At 57.2% G+C, this 19,372-nt stretch carries 18 protein-coding genes; 5 read left to right on the top strand and 13 right to left on the bottom strand.

Features of this window, described 5'->3' with window-relative positions; genetic code table 11:
* Positions 1 to 11 precede the first annotated feature (11 nt).
* Together HMPREF1206_RS06955 and HMPREF1206_RS06950 are read left to right on the top strand one after the other, a co-directional pair.
* The gene (locus tag HMPREF1206_RS06955) at positions 12 to 2,171 is read left to right on the top strand and encodes a fructose-specific PTS transporter subunit EIIC (RefSeq protein WP_016422626.1); all 2,160 of its coding nucleotides are present in this window, start codon (positions 12 to 14) and stop codon (positions 2,169 to 2,171) included.
* Positions 2,172 to 2,311: 140 nt separating this feature from the next.
* Positions 2,312 to 2,584: an HPr family phosphocarrier protein gene (locus tag HMPREF1206_RS06950; protein ID WP_016422625.1), complete on the top strand. Its 273-nt coding sequence runs from the start codon at positions 2,312 to 2,314 to the stop codon at positions 2,582 to 2,584.
* 93 nt (positions 2,585 to 2,677) lie between these two features.
* Here the strand turns inward: HMPREF1206_RS06950 and HMPREF1206_RS06945 are convergent, their stop codons facing one another.
* From HMPREF1206_RS06945 to HMPREF1206_RS10975, 5 genes are all read right to left on the bottom strand, one after another.
* On the bottom strand, positions 2,678 to 4,021 hold the full coding sequence (locus tag HMPREF1206_RS06945; protein WP_231367193.1) for a uracil-xanthine permease family protein: 1,344 nt from the start codon (positions 4,019 to 4,021) through the stop codon (positions 2,678 to 2,680).
* 116 nt (positions 4,022 to 4,137) lie between these two features.
* Positions 4,138 to 5,745, bottom strand: a complete 1,608-nt coding sequence (gene hflX, locus HMPREF1206_RS06940) for a GTPase HflX (protein ID WP_016422623.1) — start codon at positions 5,743 to 5,745, stop codon at positions 4,138 to 4,140.
* 75 nt (positions 5,746 to 5,820) lie between these two features.
* Positions 5,821 to 6,138: a FeoC-like transcriptional regulator gene (locus tag HMPREF1206_RS11140; RefSeq protein WP_016422622.1), complete on the bottom strand. Its 318-nt coding sequence runs from the start codon at positions 6,136 to 6,138 to the stop codon at positions 5,821 to 5,823.
* Positions 6,139 to 6,240: 102 nt separating this feature from the next.
* A complete protein-coding gene (gene feoB, locus HMPREF1206_RS06935) occupies positions 6,241 to 8,226 on the bottom strand; it encodes a ferrous iron transport protein B (protein WP_042388649.1) in 1,986 nt (661 codons plus the stop codon).
* A gap of 43 nt (positions 8,227 to 8,269) precedes the next feature.
* Positions 8,270 to 8,527: a FeoA family protein gene (locus HMPREF1206_RS10975; protein WP_016422620.1), complete on the bottom strand. Its 258-nt coding sequence runs from the start codon at positions 8,525 to 8,527 to the stop codon at positions 8,270 to 8,272.
* A gap of 280 nt (positions 8,528 to 8,807) precedes the next feature.
* Between HMPREF1206_RS10975 and HMPREF1206_RS06930 the strand changes: the two genes are divergently transcribed.
* Positions 8,808 to 9,587 carry a hypothetical protein gene (locus tag HMPREF1206_RS06930; protein WP_016422619.1) on the top strand — a complete coding sequence of 260 codons (780 nt, stop codon included), beginning with the start codon at positions 8,808 to 8,810 and terminating at the stop codon, positions 9,585 to 9,587.
* Between the two features lie 60 nt (positions 9,588 to 9,647).
* Here the strand turns inward: HMPREF1206_RS06930 and dapF are convergent, their stop codons facing one another.
* Genes dapF through HMPREF1206_RS06915 form a run of 3 tightly spaced genes read right to left on the bottom strand, consistent with a single transcriptional unit; the run spans position 9,648 to position 12,277 of the window.
* The gene (dapF, locus tag HMPREF1206_RS06925; protein WP_016422618.1) at positions 9,648 to 10,571 is read right to left on the bottom strand and encodes a diaminopimelate epimerase; all 924 of its coding nucleotides are present in this window, start codon (positions 10,569 to 10,571) and stop codon (positions 9,648 to 9,650) included.
* Positions 10,572 to 10,602: 31 nt separating this feature from the next.
* Positions 10,603 to 11,529, bottom strand: a complete 927-nt coding sequence (gene miaA, locus HMPREF1206_RS06920) for a tRNA (adenosine(37)-N6)-dimethylallyltransferase MiaA (protein ID WP_016422617.1) — start codon at positions 11,527 to 11,529, stop codon at positions 10,603 to 10,605.
* A 43-nt stretch (positions 11,530 to 11,572) separates the two neighbouring features.
* Entirely contained in the window at positions 11,573 to 12,277 is a 705-nt protein-coding gene (locus HMPREF1206_RS06915; RefSeq protein WP_016422616.1) for a hypothetical protein, read from the bottom strand.
* Positions 12,278 to 12,438: 161 nt separating this feature from the next.
* On the opposite strand from HMPREF1206_RS06915, the gene HMPREF1206_RS06910 reads away from it, so the two are divergent.
* A complete protein-coding gene (locus tag HMPREF1206_RS06910; protein WP_016422615.1) occupies positions 12,439 to 13,803 on the top strand; it encodes a DUF349 domain-containing protein in 1,365 nt (454 codons plus the stop codon).
* Between the two features lie 163 nt (positions 13,804 to 13,966).
* On the opposite strand, the gene HMPREF1206_RS06905 is transcribed toward HMPREF1206_RS06910, so the two are convergent.
* From HMPREF1206_RS06905 to HMPREF1206_RS06885, 5 genes are all read right to left on the bottom strand, one after another.
* Entirely contained in the window at positions 13,967 to 14,716 is a 750-nt protein-coding gene (locus HMPREF1206_RS06905; RefSeq protein WP_016422614.1) for a hypothetical protein, read from the bottom strand.
* Positions 14,709 to 16,256, bottom strand: coding sequence for a tRNA (N6-isopentenyl adenosine(37)-C2)-methylthiotransferase MiaB (gene miaB, locus HMPREF1206_RS06900; protein WP_042388645.1), 1,548 nt, complete (start codon positions 16,254 to 16,256; stop codon positions 14,709 to 14,711). Before miaB ends, HMPREF1206_RS06905 begins: the two co-directional genes overlap by 8 nt.
* Before the next feature lie 106 nt (positions 16,257 to 16,362).
* Positions 16,363 to 16,971 carry a regulatory protein RecX gene (locus HMPREF1206_RS06895; RefSeq protein WP_016422612.1) on the bottom strand — a complete coding sequence of 203 codons (609 nt, stop codon included), beginning with the start codon at positions 16,969 to 16,971 and terminating at the stop codon, positions 16,363 to 16,365.
* A 43-nt stretch (positions 16,972 to 17,014) separates the two neighbouring features.
* The gene (gene recA / locus HMPREF1206_RS06890; RefSeq protein WP_016422611.1) at positions 17,015 to 18,118 is read right to left on the bottom strand and encodes a recombinase RecA; all 1,104 of its coding nucleotides are present in this window, start codon (positions 18,116 to 18,118) and stop codon (positions 17,015 to 17,017) included.
* Between the two features lie 316 nt (positions 18,119 to 18,434).
* A complete protein-coding gene (locus HMPREF1206_RS06885) occupies positions 18,435 to 18,668 on the bottom strand; it encodes a DUF3046 domain-containing protein (RefSeq protein WP_005509697.1) in 234 nt (77 codons plus the stop codon).
* Positions 18,669 to 18,747: 79 nt separating this feature from the next.
* Between HMPREF1206_RS06885 and HMPREF1206_RS06880 the strand changes: the two genes are divergently transcribed.
* Complete coding sequence (locus tag HMPREF1206_RS06880) at positions 18,748 to 19,365, top strand: biotin transporter BioY (RefSeq protein WP_016422610.1); 618 nt, start codon at positions 18,748 to 18,750, stop codon at positions 19,363 to 19,365.
* The last annotated feature ends 7 nt before the right edge of the window (positions 19,366 to 19,372 follow it).

The raw sequence follows: 19,372 nt of genomic DNA, 5'->3' as shown, positions 1-19,372 counted from the left end.
ATTAGAAAACCATGTCTTCTTCGGCAGATTTTTCCGCTATTGCATCAGACCTAGCCGATGAGTCGACAGTGTTCCTTGACCTAGATATCGGTCCGCAAAAGGAGAAGATCCTTAACTATCTCATCGCTAAAGCTGTAGAGACCGGCCGCGCCACCGACAGCAACGGCATCGTCGCAGCAGCCCTCGAACGCGAAGAGAAGGCCCCGACAGGTCTGTCGGGAGGGATAGCCATCCCCCACTGCCGCCATGAGGACTGGTCGAAGCCGACCCTGATGTTTGCCCGCTTAACCAGCGCTACAGAATTCACCACACCAGATGGGCCGGCGGACCTGCTCTTTTTCATTGGTGTCCCATCTAGTAACAGCGATGTCCACGTCGATATTCTGGCCGCACTCGCAAAAGCACTTCGCGATAAGGGGTTTCGCGCAGCTCTTCGCGGTGCTGAAAGCGATGAAGAGACTGCCCGGATCATTAGCGAGCACGTCACCAAAGCGCCTCGTCGGAAAGCGAAAAAACCTCCGGCGAAGACCAATATCGTCGCCATCACGGCCTGCCCCACGGGCATCGCACACACTTATTTGGCAGCCGAAGCGCTTACTGGCGCGGCAGAAAGCATGTCTGATGTCACACTAACTGTAGAGACGCAGGGCTCGGCAGGAACCCAGGAAGCCCCCGCAGAGGCAATTGCCCGGGCCGACGTGCTAGTAATCGCAGCCGATATTGGGGTTACGGGGCTTAAGCGCTTCAGCGATAAACCACAGGTCAAAGTGCCAATTCGTAAGGCAGTCAATGAACCTACTGCGGTTATTGAACAAGCGAAGGCAAAAGCAGAACAATCACGGGTTCGCGCCTACGACCGAAAGGCGCCGCAACCTAAGGATGACCACGACAAGGAGGCCGGTCCGCAAACCGGTACTACCGGCGCGGACCCTTCATCTGAGAGGGTACAAGCAACTACCAAGGTGGGGGCACATAAATCATCCTTAGGCGGTGACAAAGCCTTCGGACACTGGGTTCGTGATGCCATTATGACCGGTGTCAGCTATATGGTGCCGTTCGTGGCCGCATCGGGGTTGTTGATTGCGCTGGGATTCCTCGTCGGCGGTCATCAGGTTGGTGTAGTAGCTGACGCCGTGACTAGGGATTTGCGGCTGCCGGAGATTATCGGACTCGATGCCCCGATTGCTGTGCCGACAAAAGATCTCGGCACCGTGCTAATTGATCGTAGTGGGCTGTGGCTGTATCTCGGCTCGGCGCTTTTTGCCATTGGCAACCACGGCATGCAGGTCATTGTGGCTGTAATGAGTGCTTATATCGCCTTTGGCATGGCTGGCAGAGCCGGCATTGCACCAGGCTTTATTGGCGGTGCCATCGCGGTCACGGTTGGCGCCGGCTTCCTTGGGGGCCTGGTGACAGGCATCCTGGCGGGACTAGTTGTAGCCCTACTGTTGAGGATGAAAGTCCCGGACTGGCTGCGACCGCTGATGCCGGTTGTCGTGATTCCTATGCTCGGAGCTATGGCCGTTGGGCTCACCATGTACCTGCTGCTCGGGATGCCGCTGGCTTGGCTGATGACGGCTCTGCAGCAGTGGCTGCAATCACTGGATACGACGGCGGCGTTCCTGTTCGGTGGTCTTCTCGGCGCAATGATGTGCGTGGATATGGGCGGAATGATCAACAAGGCTGCTTATCTTTTTGCCGTCGCAAACATCGCCTCAGCAGATCCCGCATCATGGAAGGTCATGGCCGCTGTGATGGCGGCGGGCATGGTACCTCCATTGGCTACATCTCTGGCAGTTGTGCTCCGACCAAAGCTGTTCAGTTCGGCGGAGCGTCAAAACGGCAAAGCGGGCTGGGTGCTCGGTGCGGCCTTCATTTCAGAGGGAGTAATTCCCTTCGCCGCCGCAGATCCGCTACGTGTGATTCCGCCGATTGTGATTGGCGGTGCCGTCACCGGTGGCACCTCAATGGCTTTGGGTGCGGCCACACGTGTTCCGCACGGAGGTATTTTTGTGCTGTTTGCAATCGACAACCCTGTCGCATGGCTTACTGCAATCGTCTTGGGCAGCATAGTGGCAGCAATTCTCGTTGTGGCAGCTAAAAGCCTGTGGCCGCGGCAAGTCAGCACCGATAATCAAAACCTAGAAGCGGACGTTTCAGCGGAAGCGTAGTTTTTACCGCACCGGCTGGTTTATCCCAACGAGCATTTCTACGATTTTCAGCAAACATTCCCCAACCCATCCGGGCAACCTATTAAGCTCAGAAATGGCATCGAGGAAATCGAGAAGCAGAAAGGCAGGATGCCGCTCGCATGGTTACTCAACATGTCCACGTCGGCTCCAAGGTGGGTATTCATGCCCGCCCTGCAACGGTCATCGCTGAGCGTGCCTCCCGTTTTCAGGAAGAAATTCTGGTCGAGCTCCTTGACTCAGACGAGCCCGACAACGAACCGGCCGATGCTTCATCCTCGTTGATGCTCATGGCACTCGGTGCCGAATTCGGCGATGAAGTCACTGTGACCAGTAGCAACGCGGTTGCGGTAGAGAAAATCGCCGAACTCATCGCCCAAGATCTGAGCGATTAAAAAGCAAAAGAGCTTAACGACGAAACATCGTGGCAACGGTCACGTGGTTCCGTCGTTAAGCATTCGTGCGAGATTCTGCCCTGGACGGGTGGCCTACGAGCGGTTCTCGCCGATGCGGTTGTAGAGCCAGTTCAAAATTGGATAGCCGATAATAATGCCGACCGACCCCCAAGCAATGCCCTCCAGCGTCAGCGAACCAATGTCGAGGGTGAGGTTGCCGATACCCGCGATCAGCGCGGTAGCGGCAGCGGTGAGATTAACCGGGTTGTTGAAGTCGACCTTTTCGTCCATCCAGATGCGCACACCGAGCAAACCGATTAGGCCGTAGAGCACCATCGTTGCCCCACCGAGCACGCCGGTAGGAATGGTCAAGATGAGTGCGCCGAACTTTGGAATGAAAGCCAGTGCAATGGCGGTGAAAGCTGCCACCCAGTAAGCTGCGGTCGAATAGACACGGGTAGCGGCCATAACACCGATATTTTCAGCGTAGGTAGTGGTACCAGAACCACCAGCTGAACCGGCGATGGTGGTGGCTAGACCGTCTGCAATAAGAGCATCGCCAGCGATGTCATCGAGGTTTCGGCCGGTCATGGCAGCAACAGCCTTGACGTGACCGACATTCTCTGCGATGAGTACTACGATGACGGGCAGACCAATCAGCATCGCATTGAAGTGGAACTCCGGCGCGTGGAATGCGGGCAGACCGATCCAGGCGGCATTGCCGACAGTTTCTGTAGCCTCGGGCGAGAGATTTCCAGTGGCAGCGGCGAAGACCCAGCCGATTAGTACGCCGATAAGGACACCCAGACGGCTGACCATACCGCGGCCAGCGACGGTTGCGAAGACAATGGATGCCATCGTGACAAATGCGACCAACGGCTGAGTGGCGAAGTTCTCCGTGGCGGCAGGCGCCAGGTTAAGTCCGATGAGAGCGACGATGGCACCGGTTACTGCAGGTGGCATCACTGCATCGAGGACACGCTTGCCGGCGAACTCTACAACGCAGCCAACGAGCATGAGCGCGATGCCGGCGCAGAGCACGACACCGAGCTGAACACCAATACCCTGCGCCTGTGTCGCGGTCAGTGGTGCGATGAAGGCAAACGACGAGCCCAGGTAAGAGGGCAAGCGGTTTCGGGTGATTAGCAGGAAGACAATCGTGCCGATACCCGAGAACAGCAGTGTGGTATTGACTGGGAAACCAGTCAATAGCGGCACCAGAAGAGTTGCACCAAACATGGCAATGACGTGCTGTGCGCCAATGCCAATTGTACGAGGCCAATCGAGGCGTTCGTTGGGAGCCACCACGGCTCCCGGTGCAATCTTTCGACCGTCACCGTGAATATCCCAACCGAAAAGACGGCCACGTTCGGCGTTTTCAGCAGGCGGATTTGCGGAGGTTCCCTGTTGGGTCTCCGCGTCAGAAGTAGAATTCATGGTTGTAATGCTAGTGGATGCCCACCGCAGATCACGCCACGGATACAGCATTAAACCCAGGACTGCCGGAGCTCTTTGTCGCTCTCCCTATTCCAACTCCGCTCGCCCTATTCCGACTAGCCGTCGTTGCTACTATCCTCATTCGCGTCGGCCGAGAAGTCAGTATTCTCTGCAGGTTCGATGTGGTATGCCGACAGTTCATCCGCGAGGCTAGTGGGCAAACGCACATCCATCTGGGTGCCTTGCTCTGTCCATGTCTCCGACAGCACGGTCGCATCTTCGTGGAGCATGGAGACAATATTGCCCTTGTCATAGGGGATCAACATGTGGACGTGAGACTCCAGCTCATTGAGTGCAAGCTCGAGTCGGGTCTCCAGTTCACCGATCCCCTCACCCGTTCGCGCAGAGACAAAGACCGCATCATCGAGCTGGTGGCGCAGTTGCGCCAGAGTGATGCCATCGGCCTTGTCCACCTTGTTGACTACCAACAGCTCGGGCGGAATCTCGGCCTTTTCTTCCTCCGCGATTTCGTTGATGACTTTGTTGACAGCCTTAATCTGCTCCAGCGGGAATGGGTCAGAGGAGTCTACGACGTGCATGATGACGTCGGCTTCGAGCACCTCTTCCAAGGTCGAGCGAAAAGCTTCAATGAGCTGCGTCGGCAAGTGGCGAACAAATCCGACCGTATCGGTCATAATCACCGTGCGACCGTCGCGAAGCTTGGTGCGACGAGTCGTCGGGTCCAGCGTGGCAAACAGCGCATCTTCCACCAGCACACCGGCACCTGTCAGTGCGTTGAGCAACGAAGACTTACCCGCGTTGGTGTAGCCGACAATTGCCACGCGCGGCAGGTGTCCAGCCTTACGACGTGCGCGCTTGATCTCACGCGCAGTCTTCATGCCAGCCAATTCCTTGCGAATCCGCGCCATATCTTGGCGTAGCCGCTGACGATCGGTTTCGATCTTAGTTTCACCCGGACCACGCAGACCCACGCCGCCGTTGGAGCCCGCGCGACCACCAGCCTGACGCGATAGGTTGCCACCCCAGCCGCGCAGACGCGTGTACAGGTACTGCATCTGCGCCAGCGAGACCTGCGCCTTGCCCTCCTTGGACTTCGCGTGCTGAGCAAAGATATCCAGAATCAGCATGGTGCGGTCAATAACCTTGGCGTCAAGGCGATCCTCCAGCGCCACCAATTGGCCGGGAGACAGCTCACCGTCGCAAATAACTGTATCTGCGCCGGTAGAGGCGACAATATCGCGAAGCTCGTTGAGCTTGCCGGATCCCACGTAAGTACCAGGGTCCGGCTTATCACGACGCTGCAGCACCATCTCTAAAACTTCCGAACCTGCAGTCTCTGCCAGTGCGGCGAGCTCCTCCATCGCCACTTCGGCTTCCTGAAGGGTCCCGGATGTCCAGACACCGAGCAACACAACGCGCTCCAGTCGGAGCTGACGGTACTCGACCATCACCTCTTCGGATTCAGTATGTGCTACTGACCTGGTCAGCCGGCGCAGAGAGGAACGCGCCTCCAGATCCAAATCACCGACGGTAGGTTCCCTTTGCGTGCCGACGTCCGTTGCGAACGCATCCCCGGAGGCACTATCGGCGTTTTCGCCAGCATCGTTAGCGTCGATGAAAAAATCGTCCATCTCGTGCGAGGTGCGAGCTTGCTGCGACGTTTCGTCGCTGACCTCATCAAAGTTGTTGGAAAAATTCGTCATACTAGCTGCTATTGTCGCATGACAAGCCAAATTCTCCGCATTGTGTGCGGAGAATACCGAGCCGAAGCTCAAGACTTAGGCTGCAGAAGGTGGCCTGCGTGTCAGAACCAGTGCGACCGGACCACTCTTAGAACTACCACCAGTACACGTACCGCTGTCGGACATTCCGCAGTTGGAACAACCTCCGCCTGGGCACATGCCACCGAGGGATTCCCGGCGCAGTTGGCCGGTGTGTTCCATGCGGTCAAGGATGAGGTCTACCGTTGCTCGCTGCAATCCGGTGATTTCGCAAATCTTGCGTCGGGAGCTAATGCCCTGCGCAATTGCATCCTGAACGGCTTCTGAAGGCCGACGAGTAACCGTCGTATTCTTCCTGGCTCTAAAGAGTCCCACGGCGATAGCTCCTTTCCGTATCGCGATTCTTGTTGGATCTGATTTCTAGTTCGCAAGTGTGACTTAGTAGCTTTGCCGAAGCTACTAGGAATCAACGAGGCTTTACAGGAACAGCTTCAACCCTTGGAAAACAATCACGGCCAGTGCCCATGCAACGACCAGCTGCGCTAGCAAACCGAAGCCCGTCCACTTCAAGCCGATCTCTCGACGTTGTGCCGCGAGCGTAGCCACGCACGGTGTGTAAGCCAGCAGGAAGATCATGTAGGCCCAGACTGCTGCCAATCCATGTCCATCGGATGCATTGTCAAAGTCACGTCGAATACTCTCCGCGAGCGGGCTGGAGGCCTGTTCGCTCGAATCGGAGTCGGTGACGTCCTCCACTGCATAGGTCTGTGCCCAGGTAGAAATGACGGCTTCCTTGGCCACAAAGCCCGTCACCAACGGACCTGTCAGAGACCATGTACCGAAACCTGCCGGGTTAAACACAGGAGCAATAGTTTCGCTGACTGCACCGTATGCGGAGTCCTGCGGTGCCAGGTCTTCATCGGCAAAGGAGTGCCCGGAGACAACCGGGATAGACATCAGAAGCCATACGACGATGACGGTGCTGACGATGATTCCACTAGCGGTCTGCAGGAAGCCCTTCAGACGCATCCACATCACAGATAGTGCCAGCCGTGCGGTCGGAAGCTGGTAGGTTGGCAGGTCAATGACCAGCGGTTCCGACGGCATGGTGCGCCACAAGGTCTTACGCAGTGCAAGGCCGGTCAGAACGATCAGCAGAATCGAGATCACGTACATAGCGAAGACGACTGTGCCCGCGTGTTCCGGGAAGAACACCGCACCCAACATGACATACACGGTTAGACGCGCCGAGCAGGAGGTAAACGGAACCAGTAGTGCCGTCAAAATGCGGTGGCGCGGATTACTCAGCACACGTGTTGCCGAAATCGCTGGCACGTTACAACCAAAGCCAACAATCAGCGGAATAAATGCCTTACCCGGAAGACCAATTGCACGCATGACACGGTCAGCCACCACGGCTGCACGCGCCATATACCCTGAATCCTCGAGTACTGCGAGGCACAGGAACATGAGTGCCATCAGCGGAACGAAGGTCAGCACCATGCCGACACCACCGATGATGCCGTTTACAAGCAGCCCGGTGACAATCGGATGGTCCCATCCCACCGCTTCTAATCCACGAGTAACCAAATCTGCGAAATTACCGGTAATAAGGGTTTCCAAACCGTCCTGCAACGGTGCTGCTACCGTCGTCGTGATTTGGAAGACTGCCCACATAACTGCCAGGAACACAATCGGTCCGAGCACCGGGTGAAGAACCACGTTATCAATGCGGTCGGAGAAAGTCTGGCGATCTTCCACCCCGCCCGTAGATGCCGCAACCGCCGCATCAATCGCGGCAAAGCGTGCGTCGTCCAGGCGTTCAATCGATTCACCATCGACCTGGCGAATCGGTGACGACACCGAACTACATCCGTCCAGAGCCGCTGCTACCGCGTCGGCCAACCGCGCCATTCCCGCTTTACGACGGGGATCCAGCGCCACCACCGGCATCCCCATAGCTGACTGCAATGCGTCCGGATTCACATCGATGCCCTTGGCCTTGGCAACATCTAGTTTGGTCAGAGCCAGAACGATGCGCTGGGGCTGTTCCGCCAATTCCGCGGCCATGTAGAGACCACGGCCCAGTGCCGTGGCGTCGACAACGACAACGACGAGATCCGGGCGTTCTTCTTCCGGTTTCTCGATGAGCATCTCGCGAGTGAGCTCTTCGTCCGGACTCATGGCATCCAGCGAGTAGGCACCCGGGAAATCGATGACATCGTACTCAGCGGCATCGGTCTTCCACGCGCCGCGGCTGACCTCTACGGTCGTACCAGGCCAATTGCCCATCTGCGCTTTCGCACCAGTCAAACTATTGAACAGTGTTGACTTACCGGAGTTCGGTGCGCCGACTACTGCGACAACAGGTGCACCATCCTTTGCTGGTGCTCCGCCACTGCATGCATGGCAGCTGGGCGTGGATGCGAATTTTCGCGTTGAGGAATCCGTAGGTGTTGTCATTGTTTACTTTCAGGAGGGAGGTGAGAAAAGAGATGTAGGGGACCTAACCCACGACGGACATCTTGTGCAGCGTGCTGGCATCGATGGCGTAGCGCGTTGCGCCAGCATGGACGATTCGCCCACCGCCGCTGGTGCTCCGTCCCACAGTGACACTCATTCCAGGGCGAAGCCCCAGTTGCGAAAGCCTGCGGCACAGGCGCTCATCCACATGCGACGCTCCCAGAGTGACGGTTACCCCCACCGGGACGTCGGCAAGCGACTGAATGTCATCCGACTGTTTTCGAGACCGCAATCCGAGCATGAGAAACCTCGCTTATATAGATAAGAATTAAGCTAAGCAAATCGTGTTTACGGAGATGAGCTTACTCTTAGGCATGCCTAAATGGAATAAACCGGGCACACCTAAGGAAAGTTATTTATGCCACACTTAATATTTGCCTATTTAGCGTGGCAGAATTGTTAGTCCCATCCGAATAGTTGCCGCGGCGTGGAGGAATGGTTCTAGGTACCCCAGAGCACAATGTGCTCACGTGCGATTCGTTAGTTCGCAGATGAAGATATGGGAAGTATCATCGAAAAGTATGACTACTGACTTGCGAAGCATTGGCATGGACTACCCCAGCTGGCGAGACGCGATGGAAGCCGCGATTGCCAGTGACAATCTGTCGGTCATCGGCGAGGTCCGCGGTGGCCAGCTGGTCCGTTTCGAAGATTCCTCTGGTGCGCGTCTGCACATCCTGGGTGTTGAACCATTTTCTACCTACGCCGGCTTCGCGGGCAGCCCGACCGTCACTGCCCATGTATCCAGCGTGGACGATGTCTTGGCGCTCGTGGAAATCGTCGAGGATGATCCCTCCTCGGATAACTTTGACAAGGTCATCGAGGTCGCTACCTGCCTGCTGTCACAGGGGCCAATGATTGTTGATGCCGGAACTCAGACTTTTGAGCATGTCGCGCTATCAGCTCTGGCAACTGATTTCACCCTCGACGCATCCGCTGAGGAGTACGAAAAGCGCACTGGGGCAACCCCGACAACATTGGACTTCGAAGGTGCTAAGGCAATTGTCGGAGATCAGGTCGGCAAGGCATCGCCTAGCGCAACCGTCAAACTGGCTGGTGTTATCAATAACTCCCGCAAGCATGTCAATGAGCTGACCGGCAAGAAGTTCTGGGTGCTCAACCTTGCTCTTCCGACCCCCATGGACGTACTTGTCCCCGGCGGCGACGAAGCTCCCCAGCCAGGTATGGTCGTCTCCGGCACTTTCTCACTGACCGGTGAGATCATTCCGCCTCAAGGTTGCGGAGGCGGCTGTGGCGATGGCGGCTGTGGTTGTGGCGACGGTGGCTGCGGCGGACACTAGTCCGCTAACTCCCCACCGCTTCCACTACCCCGCTAGGGCTCCTGCTGCACTAGCTACCAGTCACAGGGCTTCCAGCTCAATATCGCCGAGCGTGTGAATCACGCTCGGCCCGGTCAAGGTCGCCGAGAAGTCCCCATCCGCATTGCTGGCCTTGTGGACATCCACAGTCACCACACCGCCAGGCACCTTGACTGTCACAACCCCCTCAGTCCGGCCGGCATCGGCCAGCGCGGCAATAGCTGCCGCAACCGTACCGGTGCCACACGAGCGGGTCTCACCAACTCCACGTTCAATTACTCGCATGGACACCGAATCAGAGGCATCCAGCGGGGTGACAATTTCCACATTGAGGCCGTTCGGGAACATGGCTTCGTCGGCACGCACTGGCTTCGCGACACTACCCGCCGCTTCCAATTCCAGCTCCGCCAGAGCGGCGGCATTTAGGCCAGGCATGACGCAGGCCAAATGCGGATTTCCCACGTCGACACCAATCCCGGCGAATTTCTGGGCATTGTTGCCCGAACCAATGAACGCAGTAGCGAGGCCGAGGACTTCCGGCTGGCCCATATCCACCCCAACGACCGCGTGCCTGCGGCTGAGCTCATCAATCGAAACAGCGCGCAGCCCTGCTCGAGTGCCCACCCGCAAAGTTCCGTCGACGACACTGTCCGGGCTGTGAATCGCGGCAATATAGTGTGCAAAGACGCGGACACCATTCCCGCACATCTCGGCAATAGAACCGTCACTATTGCGGTAGTCCATAAACCAATCGTCGGCTTTAACGCCCTCCGGCAATGCCGCCAAAACACCGGCATCGACGAGTTTCCCCGCACGGGCAACCCGCAGGACGCCGTCAGCGCCAAGACCTCGCTGTCGATCGCACACTGCTGCGACCAGTGATTCGGTCAAATCAATCGACACCAAATCATCTGGAAAAATCAAGAAATCGTTTTGCGTACCGTGGCCTTTGGCAAATGAAACCATGCCCTTGATGCTAGCGGGAGGTCCGAATCTCTTACAGACCAAGTGCGGAAAACGCCTGTCCCGGCACGTCACCGGCAGCGTCTAGCCACATGATCCGATGATCACGGTTGAACCAGGAGCGCTGACGTCGCACATACCTGCGCGTACCAGTAATCGTGCGTTCACAAGCCGTATCCAGGTCGTAAACCCCATCGAAGTAGTCCAGCACCTGCGCATAGCCGATCGCGCGACTAGCGGTCACACCTTCGCGCAACCCTTGCGCAATCAAACTCTCAGTTTCTTCCACCAGGCCAGCGGCAAACATGCCCCGCGTACGCTGTTCAATCCGCGGATTTAGCCATTCCGCCTGCGTGCGCAACCCCAATATGCGAGTGTTCCACCGCGGTGGCTTATCAATCGACGGCTTCGACGCTGCAAAAGGTTTGCCCGTGAGCTCGATGACCTCCAGGGCGCGGACGGTGCGCCGCGGGTCATTGGTCTCAATAATTGCCGCCGCATCCGGATCAATCTCTGCCAGCCGATCATGCAACGCCGCCGGACCGATCTCGTCCTGCACTGTCTCCCACTTCGTACGTACTTCAGGGTCCGTAGGTGGGAACTGCCAGTCGTCCACCAACGCCTGCACATACATCATCGACCCGCCGACAAGGATGGGGACTTTCCCCCGCGCGCGAATGGCCTCAACATCCGCGACCGCCTCACGCTGATACGTCGCCACACTCGCCGGCTGCGTCACGTTCAGCACATCGAGTTGGTGGTGCGGAATCCCCCGCCGCTGGTCCACCGACAGCTTCGCTGTTCCGATATCCATTCCTCGATAGAGCTGCATCGAATCAACATTGACGACCTCACCGCCAAGCTGCTCCGCAAGTACCAGCCCCAAATCCGACTTTCCCGACGCCGTCGGCCCTACCACCGCAATCGGCACCGGCAAGCTCTCACTCTCGAAAGCCGTCACTACCCAGTTCACACTCCTGCACAAAAACTAAAAACGCGCGCTCTTACTTCGCAACACACCGCCAGCTGGCCACGTGGTAGCCGATTCCATAAGGCGCCCCGTCATAGTAAGAACGCTTTACGACGGTCAATCCAGACCCCTTCCAGCTTTCAGCAGCTTTACTCAGCTGCTGCCATAACTCGGCTGCGTACGCGCCGGGAGCTGGAAACACAATATTTTCCACGTTAATACTTGAGCAGTCCTGACCAGCAATCAGACTGCACAGCGCATCAACCTCCGCTGCACCTTCAATTACGCCGACCGGGGAATCGTCCGCAAGGCCGAATGCGCCGTCGACAAGCACAAGCAGACGCGTGTGACCGGCAGCGAGTGCCTCAGCGATAGAGTCGAAGCACGTTGCCTGAATGACGCGGCCAGTGGGTCCTTCAGAATTCCGTCGCGCGTAGTCTTCGATAAGCCAGCGTCCCAGCAGCTCAGGTAATTCGGTTCCGCCTGACACCGTGACATCAACCCCATACGGAGAAAAACTGCCGGGTGCGCTGGTCTGGTGCGGGGACTTCGCCTGCATCCTGCCAGTGATAATAGCGACCGCGCCGGGCTCCCCGGGTTCGTCATCTGTCCACAGCGTCGCGACGGTTTCACGGGCATGACGGCGCAATTCCGTGGCGATAGGTGCAAAACCACCCAGCTCCTCGACGATGAGGAGCGCACGCGGAACGATAACAAGCCGAGGCAAACGCGAATTCACGTCCTCAACGCTACCGTGAGGGGCTAGTCGATGCCTTAATCCGGCGGTGTTACGCGCGCTGTGCCAAAATTTTTGGGATACTCGAGCACATACCGTAAGTGTTTGATGGCAGCCGTGTCGCGCGGCAGTTCTGCATGAAGATTGGAAGAGGTTTACCCACTATGACCGGTACCAGCAATTCCCCTAAGCCAGGTCCACGCCCGGGTCCACGTCCGGGACCTCGACCAGGCTCAATGCCGGCTCATCGTAAGGCCCCTGGAGCTACTCCAGCGCCTGCGGGGTCGGCCGCTGTGGCACATGCCGTCCACAATGATCCAAAGAAGTTTGGCCGCATTGACGAAGACGGCACTGTTTGGCTGGTCACCAGCGCCGGCGAACGCAATATTGGCTCCTGGCAGGCTGGCACCGTAGAAGAGGGTTATGCCCACTACGGCAAGCGCTACGAGGATCTGGCCACCGAGGTCGAGCTACTGGAATCTCGTGTAGTCTCCCACCCGCAGGAGGCAAAGACCATTTCTCACAACGCAGTTGAACTGCGTGAGAGCCTTGCCACCGCCACGGTCCTCGGCGATATCGATGCGCTGGATAAGCGCCTTGCAGAGGTCATTGCCACCTCCCACGTCGCAGAGGAAAAAGTCGCTCACGACAAGGCAGAGCGCCGTAAGAACGCCATCGCACGTAAGGAAGAGCTCGCCGCAGAGGCCGAAGAGCTCGCAGAGAACTCCACCGAGTGGAAGGTCGCCGGCGACCGTATCCGCGAGATTCTCACGGAGTGGAAGCAGATTCGCGGCATCGACCGCAAAACTGATGATCAGCTCTGGCGCCGTTACTCCCGCGCGCGTGATTCTTTCAACCGCCGCCGCGGTGCCCATTTTGCGGAACTGGACCGCAACCGTGCGGCTGCTCGCCGCGTTAAGGAGGACATCATTGAGCGAGCTGAGGCCCTGAAGACCTCCACTGATTGGGGTGGCACCGCTGCTGCCTTCCGTGACCTGATGGCTGAGTGGAAGGCCGCTGGTCGAGCCCCGCGCGAGGTCGATGACAAGCTGTGGGCGCAGTTCAAGGCCGCCCAGGATGAGTTCTTTGGTGCTCGCAACGCGGTCAACGAAGCTCGAGACAGGGAGTTCGAGGAAAACGCTGCGGCCAAGGACGCACTGCTGGCTGAATACGAAGACCGCATTGATCCGTCCAAGGGCCTCGATCACGCTCGCAACGAACTGCGTCAGTTGCAGGAGAAATGGGAGGCCATCGGCTTTGTGCCGCGTGGTCGTGTGCGTGAGTATGAAAACCGCATTGGCGCACTGGAAAAGCGCGTCTCCGATGCTGCCGATTCGCAGTGGCGCCGTACCGACCCCGAAGCACAGGCTCGCGTCCAGCAGTTCGCCGACCGCGCAGCGGAGTTTGAGCAGAAGGCCGCCGAACTCGAGGCGAAGGGCAAGGCTTCTCAGGCAGCCAAGGCTCGGGAGCAGGCCGAACAGTGGCGACAGTGGGCAGAGCAGGCCGCGGAGACTCTCAAGGAGCTCTAACAGAAGCTAGTTGTGTGTCGGGGAAGCATGTTCTCGCTCTCCGGCTTCCTCAACCGAATCTGGCTCAGCTGGGCGCTGGCAACGCGTCGATGGTTAAAAGTATGGGGCTCTCTTCCGGAGTGGAAGAGAGCCCCATACTTACTGCGCTAGTTAAAAAGTCTCACTACTCGTCGCTGACCTGTTCGTCCTTTTCGCCGGTCTGCTGAGAGACATTATCCGCGCTACTGCCCTGCTGGACACGATTGCGTCGGCGAGCGCGTTCACGGCGGTCGTCGACGACCTCAACATCCGTAGTCGTATTCGGGGTCAGGCCCGCCCGCAGGTAAACCTGCTGCGCGCGCAGTACCGGATCGGTGTCAGCGTGCTTGCGACGTTTCGTCGCGATTGCGAGCTGCTCCTTACTACGTCGGAAAGCGATGAAAGTCACGGAGATGGCCAGTAGAAAACTGCAGAAAATACCGAGCATCAGGCCGAAGGAAATACCCTCGCCGGCCAGTTCCTGTGGACGAGACTGACGCATCCAACCAGCGAAGACTGAGTAGACCATCTGAATACAGGCAAAAAACCAGGTGACGAATGCGAGAATCGTCGTCCGCGTAATCAGCGTGGCAATAGCTAGCAAGACACCTACCACCACGAGAATGGAGTAAATTCGCTCCGGTCGAGTCGTGAAGTACTGATGCGCAACATCCGTATCCAGCAACACATCAAAGCCCAAAACAACGCCCGAGTGCGGAAGGAAGAAACTCGTAATGAGGCCGATGACGGCAACCATCATCGGAATCACCGCACGGCCGAGGTCCAGCTCGCCAGCGGCCTTGCGCTCCTGAACCCGCAACGCCTGCGCGGATTCCACCGACTGCTCGCTAGTGGATTCCATATCACTTTCCGGCGAAGCCTTGTCACTACTCACAGCCGCATCCCTCACTTACACTCGTTTTCTCCGGGCGTCCAATCTTTGGCAAGCCCAGACCAACTCCAATCGGAGCGGTCGTCGGAGTCTGACCGACCTCTACATTATCCCCCGCCTTAGTGCGGCGGTGTGTGAGCACACCGGAGTCAGCAATGAGGAAGTGCGGTGCGGAGTCGGTCACACGCACTGTCACGTAATCACCTGGGCGAATCTTGCGGTCGACGACGCCTGGTTCGCTTTCCGACGGGCTGAAGTGCACCAGGCGGCCATCCCGACTCCGACCTGACATGCGATGAGTCTCCGCATTTTTACGCCCATCGGACTGGCTGACCAGCAGCTCAACTTCCCGACCGACGAGCTTGGCGTTTTCTTCCTCGGAAATACGCTCCTGAAGCGCTAGCAGCCGACCATAGCGTTCTTTCACAACCTCTGGTGGAACCTGATCAGTCATGGTCGCCGCCGGAGTTCCCGGGCGAGGCGAGTATTGGAAGGTGAACGCCGAGCTAAAACGAGCCTTTTCCACCACGTCGAGAGTTTGCTGGAAGTCCTCTTCGGTCTCGCCTGGGAAACCGACAATGATGTCAGTGGTAATGGCCGCGTCCGGCATTTTTTCCCTAACCTTCTCCAGAATTCCCAGGAATTTCTTGGTGCGGTAGGAACGGCGCATGTCTTTCAGCACTCGGTCGGAACCGGACTGTAGTGGCATGTGTAGCTGATGAACCACATTCGGTGTCTCCGCCATAGCGTCGATGACATCATCGGTGAACTCAGCTGGGTGCGGAGACGTAAAGCGCACGCGCTCCAACCCCTCAATCTGGCCGCAGGCGCGCAACAACTTGGAAAAAGCCGAGCGGTCGCGTTCCATGTCAGGGTCGGCGAAGTTAACACCATAGGCGTTGACATTCTGTCCGAGGAGGGTGACGTCAGTAACGCCCTGCTCCACGAGTGCCTGTACCTCAGCGAGAATCTCGCCCGGACGACGATCGCGTTCCTTACCACGCAAACTGGGGACGATGCAGAAGGTGCACGTGTTATTGCAGCCTACGGAAATACTCACCCAACCTGCGTAAGTGGATTCACGCTTGGCCGGCAGCACCGAGGGAAATTCTTCCAGCGCGTCCTTAATCTCGACTTCAGCCCGGTCATTATGAGCGGCGCGTTCCAACAAAGCTGGCAACGAACCCAAGTTATGCGTGCCGAAGACTACGTCCACCCATGGGGCCTTCTTTACGACGACGTCCTTATCCTTCTGGGCCAAGCAGCCACCGACGGCAATCTGCATGCCTGGGTGAGCATCCTTGACCGGTTTGAGCTGTCCCAATGTGCCATAGAGGCGATTGTCCGCATTCTCTCGAACGGCACAGGTGTTGAAAACGACCAGATCAGGATTATCGCCTTCTGCAGCCGCTACATAACCGTTTTCTTCCAGCAAGCCAGACAGTCGTTCCGAGTCATGGACGTTCATCTGACAACCGAACGTACGTACCTCATATGTGCGAGGCGAAGACTGCTGCTGAGAGTTCAAAGAAGGGGTAGTCACGGCAGTTTAGGTTAGCTGTTTATGGCCCATTTCCCCAATCAGCGACCCCTTTAAACCTGACGGGTCCGCAGCCGGCGTGCTAATCCGGCGTGCGGTGGCACCGGCGCTAATCTGTGTCCTCTTCGAGTTCCCGGTATCGCTCTTCTAACTGATCCCGAGCAATGCTCATGGACAATTCAGAGGGGAAACCGCGCCGCGCCAGCACACCGACGACTTTGCGTAAATCCTTTTGCTTGGAGTTGAAGTCAGGTGCCACTGTTTTAATAGTGGCCGCTTTCTTCGCCGCTAGCTTCCGGGCGACTTCTTCTTCCGCGTTGTGCGTAATCTGCTCCAACGCATCTGCACGAAGAGAAGCATCAATGCCTTTTTCCTGCAGCTCCCGGTTCAAAACCATCTTCGACTTGCCGCGACTGGCAAAGCGCTGCCGCACCCATTCGGATGCGAAAAGCTCGTCATTAACCAATCCACTTCGGGTCAGGTCATCAACGACTTCTTCAATCATCGAGGTTGGAAACTCCTCGACTGCCTCGAGCCTTTCTACGAGTTCCTTGCGGGAACGCATTCGCTGATCGAGCAAGCGCAGTGCCTTAGCACGAATCGGGGCCTTGGATTCCTCACGACCCGCATCGTAGAGCGAACCACCGTCAGCTTCCGCAATCTGCTGAGCAAGCTTTTCGATAGTCTCCCGCACATCGCGGCCGTTACGATCCTCCACGGTCCTCTCTTTTCGTGTGTCGCGGCACTACGCCGTGAGCTAGCTAGTCTTCCAAATCATCGAAGTCGATGTCCGGCACGACATCGACAGGGGCATCGATATCGGTCTCATCCTCGACCTCCGCGAATTCCCCGACACCGAGCTTCTTCTTGATCTTGACTTCGATTTCCTGGGCAATTTCTGGATTCTCGCGCAGGTGCATACGAGCCTTTTCCTTGCCCTGACCCAACTGATCGCCCTCGTAGGTAAACCACGAACCGGACTTCTTGACAATGCCGTTATCAACGCCCATGTCAATCAACGAGCCCTCACGCGAAATGCCCTCGCCGTAGATGATGTCAAACTCTGCCTGCTTGAACGGCGGCGACACCTTGTTCTTGACTACCTTCAAGCGCGTGCGGTTACCCACCGCATCCTGGCCGTCCTTCAACGTCTGAATTCGGCGTACGTCACAGCGAACGGAAGCGTAGAACTTCAGTGCTTTACCACCCGTGGTGGTCTCAGGAGAGCCGAACATGACGCCAATCTTTTCACGCAGCTGGTTAATGAAGATGGCAGTGGTGCCGGTGTGGGACAGCGCACCAGTCATCTTGCGCAGCGCCTGACTCATCAACCGCGCCTGCAGGCCAACGTGGGAATCGCCCATTTCACCGTCGATTTCAGCCTTCGGAGTCAACGCGGCCACCGAGTCAACCACGATGATGTCAATAGCACCGGAACGCACCAACATATCTGTAATCTCAAGTGCCTGCTCACCGGTATCTGGTTGGGATACCAGAAGGTTGTCCGTATCTACTCCAAGCTTGCGCGCATAAACCGGATCCAGCGCATGCTCCGCATCAATAAATGCGGCAATACCGCCCTGCCGCTGCGCCTCTGCAATAGCATGCAGTGCGACTGTGGTCTTACCTGAGGATTCTGGACCATAGATTTCTACGATACGACCACGCGGGAACCCGCCCAGGCCCAAGGCCACGTCGATAGCGATATTGCCGGAGGGAATAACCTGAATTGGAGGACGATTGTCGTCCCCCAGGCGCATAACTGCACCCTTACCAAAGTCCTTCTCAATGTTCGCCAGAGCTACATCGAGCGCCTTCAGGCGATTATTGCCCTGGTTCGAAGCCGTAGCCTTCTTACGAGCCATAGTTCGTTGTTCTTCCTCATTGTCATTGTCGCGGTCATTGTCGCGTACGGTATCGGGTTCTGGAGCCGTACTCAGAGAATGTGTCTCCCGATTTTCATCCAAAACAGAAACTTCGCTCACACTTAATTAGGCGCGAAACTAGCCGTTCCGGTTCCAAATTGGTCCGCGACACCTCTACTGCCGGTTACACCCGGAAGTTATACCGAATCAGACGGATTGACTTCATCAGCACTTTCGATAATATGCGAAACCCTGTTCGAATGGCAACGACACGCAAGAGCCGTCGGCAAGCATTCACCGTCGTCTACGCCGGAACCTATTCGTCAGGACCGTACCAGCGGTCTTCAGGAATATCGTGTTCCCTACACAGCGCCCACCAGATATCCCGAGGTTCGACCCCGTCCTCGAGCAGTTCCGCGGGAGTTTTTCCATATTCCATCAGTACGTGGGAATGCAACAGCCACGGGCCGTGCTGAGGCCCAAATTCGTGGTTGACGAAGTTGTGAAAATCGGCCAATCGCATGAGACCAACGTACAAGATACCTGTCACTGATACCTACCTGGGCGCCTTTTTGCATAGACGAATCCCCGGCCCCCTGCCTGAACAGTGCTCAACTCAGGGGTTTAAGATGAGAGCTGTGAATAATTCCAAGGTGTATGACCTCACTATTATCGCTGCTTTCGCAGCACTAATCATCGTGCTCGGCGGCATTGCCATTCCCGTTGGCGGCCTCGGCGTGCCAATCGTGCTACAGAACATGGGCATCGCACTGGCCGGGATGATTCTCGGATTCAAACGTGGCGGCCTCGCCACTACCCTGTTCCTGGCTGTTGGTCTCGTGGGTGTCCCAAACATGGCGGGCTGGAAACCACTTCTCGCCGCACTCCCCGGCCCTACCGTGGGTTACATTGTCGGCTATTTAATTGCCGGTTTCGCAATCGGCGCGATTGCCCAGCAAGCACCACGGGCGAAGGTTTCACGAATCAGCGTCTTCATCGGCGCAGGCCTCGTCGGAGTTCTACTACAGTACTTCTTCGGATCTGTCGGATTGACTTGGCGTATGGGACTTAGCTTCACCGACGCACTGATTACCAACGTCCCGTTTATCCCAGGCGACGTGGCAAAGGTTGTCGTAGCCGCGCTTATTGCTACTGCCGTACTGCAGGCTTTCCCTGATTTGCTTCCCGACGCTGCCAACCGTAAGCAAAGTCGTTTGGTTAAGGAAGCAGCCACCTCGGGCAATTAACCCCACA

The organism is Corynebacterium sp. HFH0082, assembly GCF_000411235.1.
GTDB lineage: Bacteria > Actinomycetota > Actinomycetes > Mycobacteriales > Mycobacteriaceae > Corynebacterium > Corynebacterium jeikeium_D.
The sequence above is the reverse complement of the archived record's forward strand: the minus strand, read 5'-3'. Positions and strand labels throughout refer to the sequence as shown.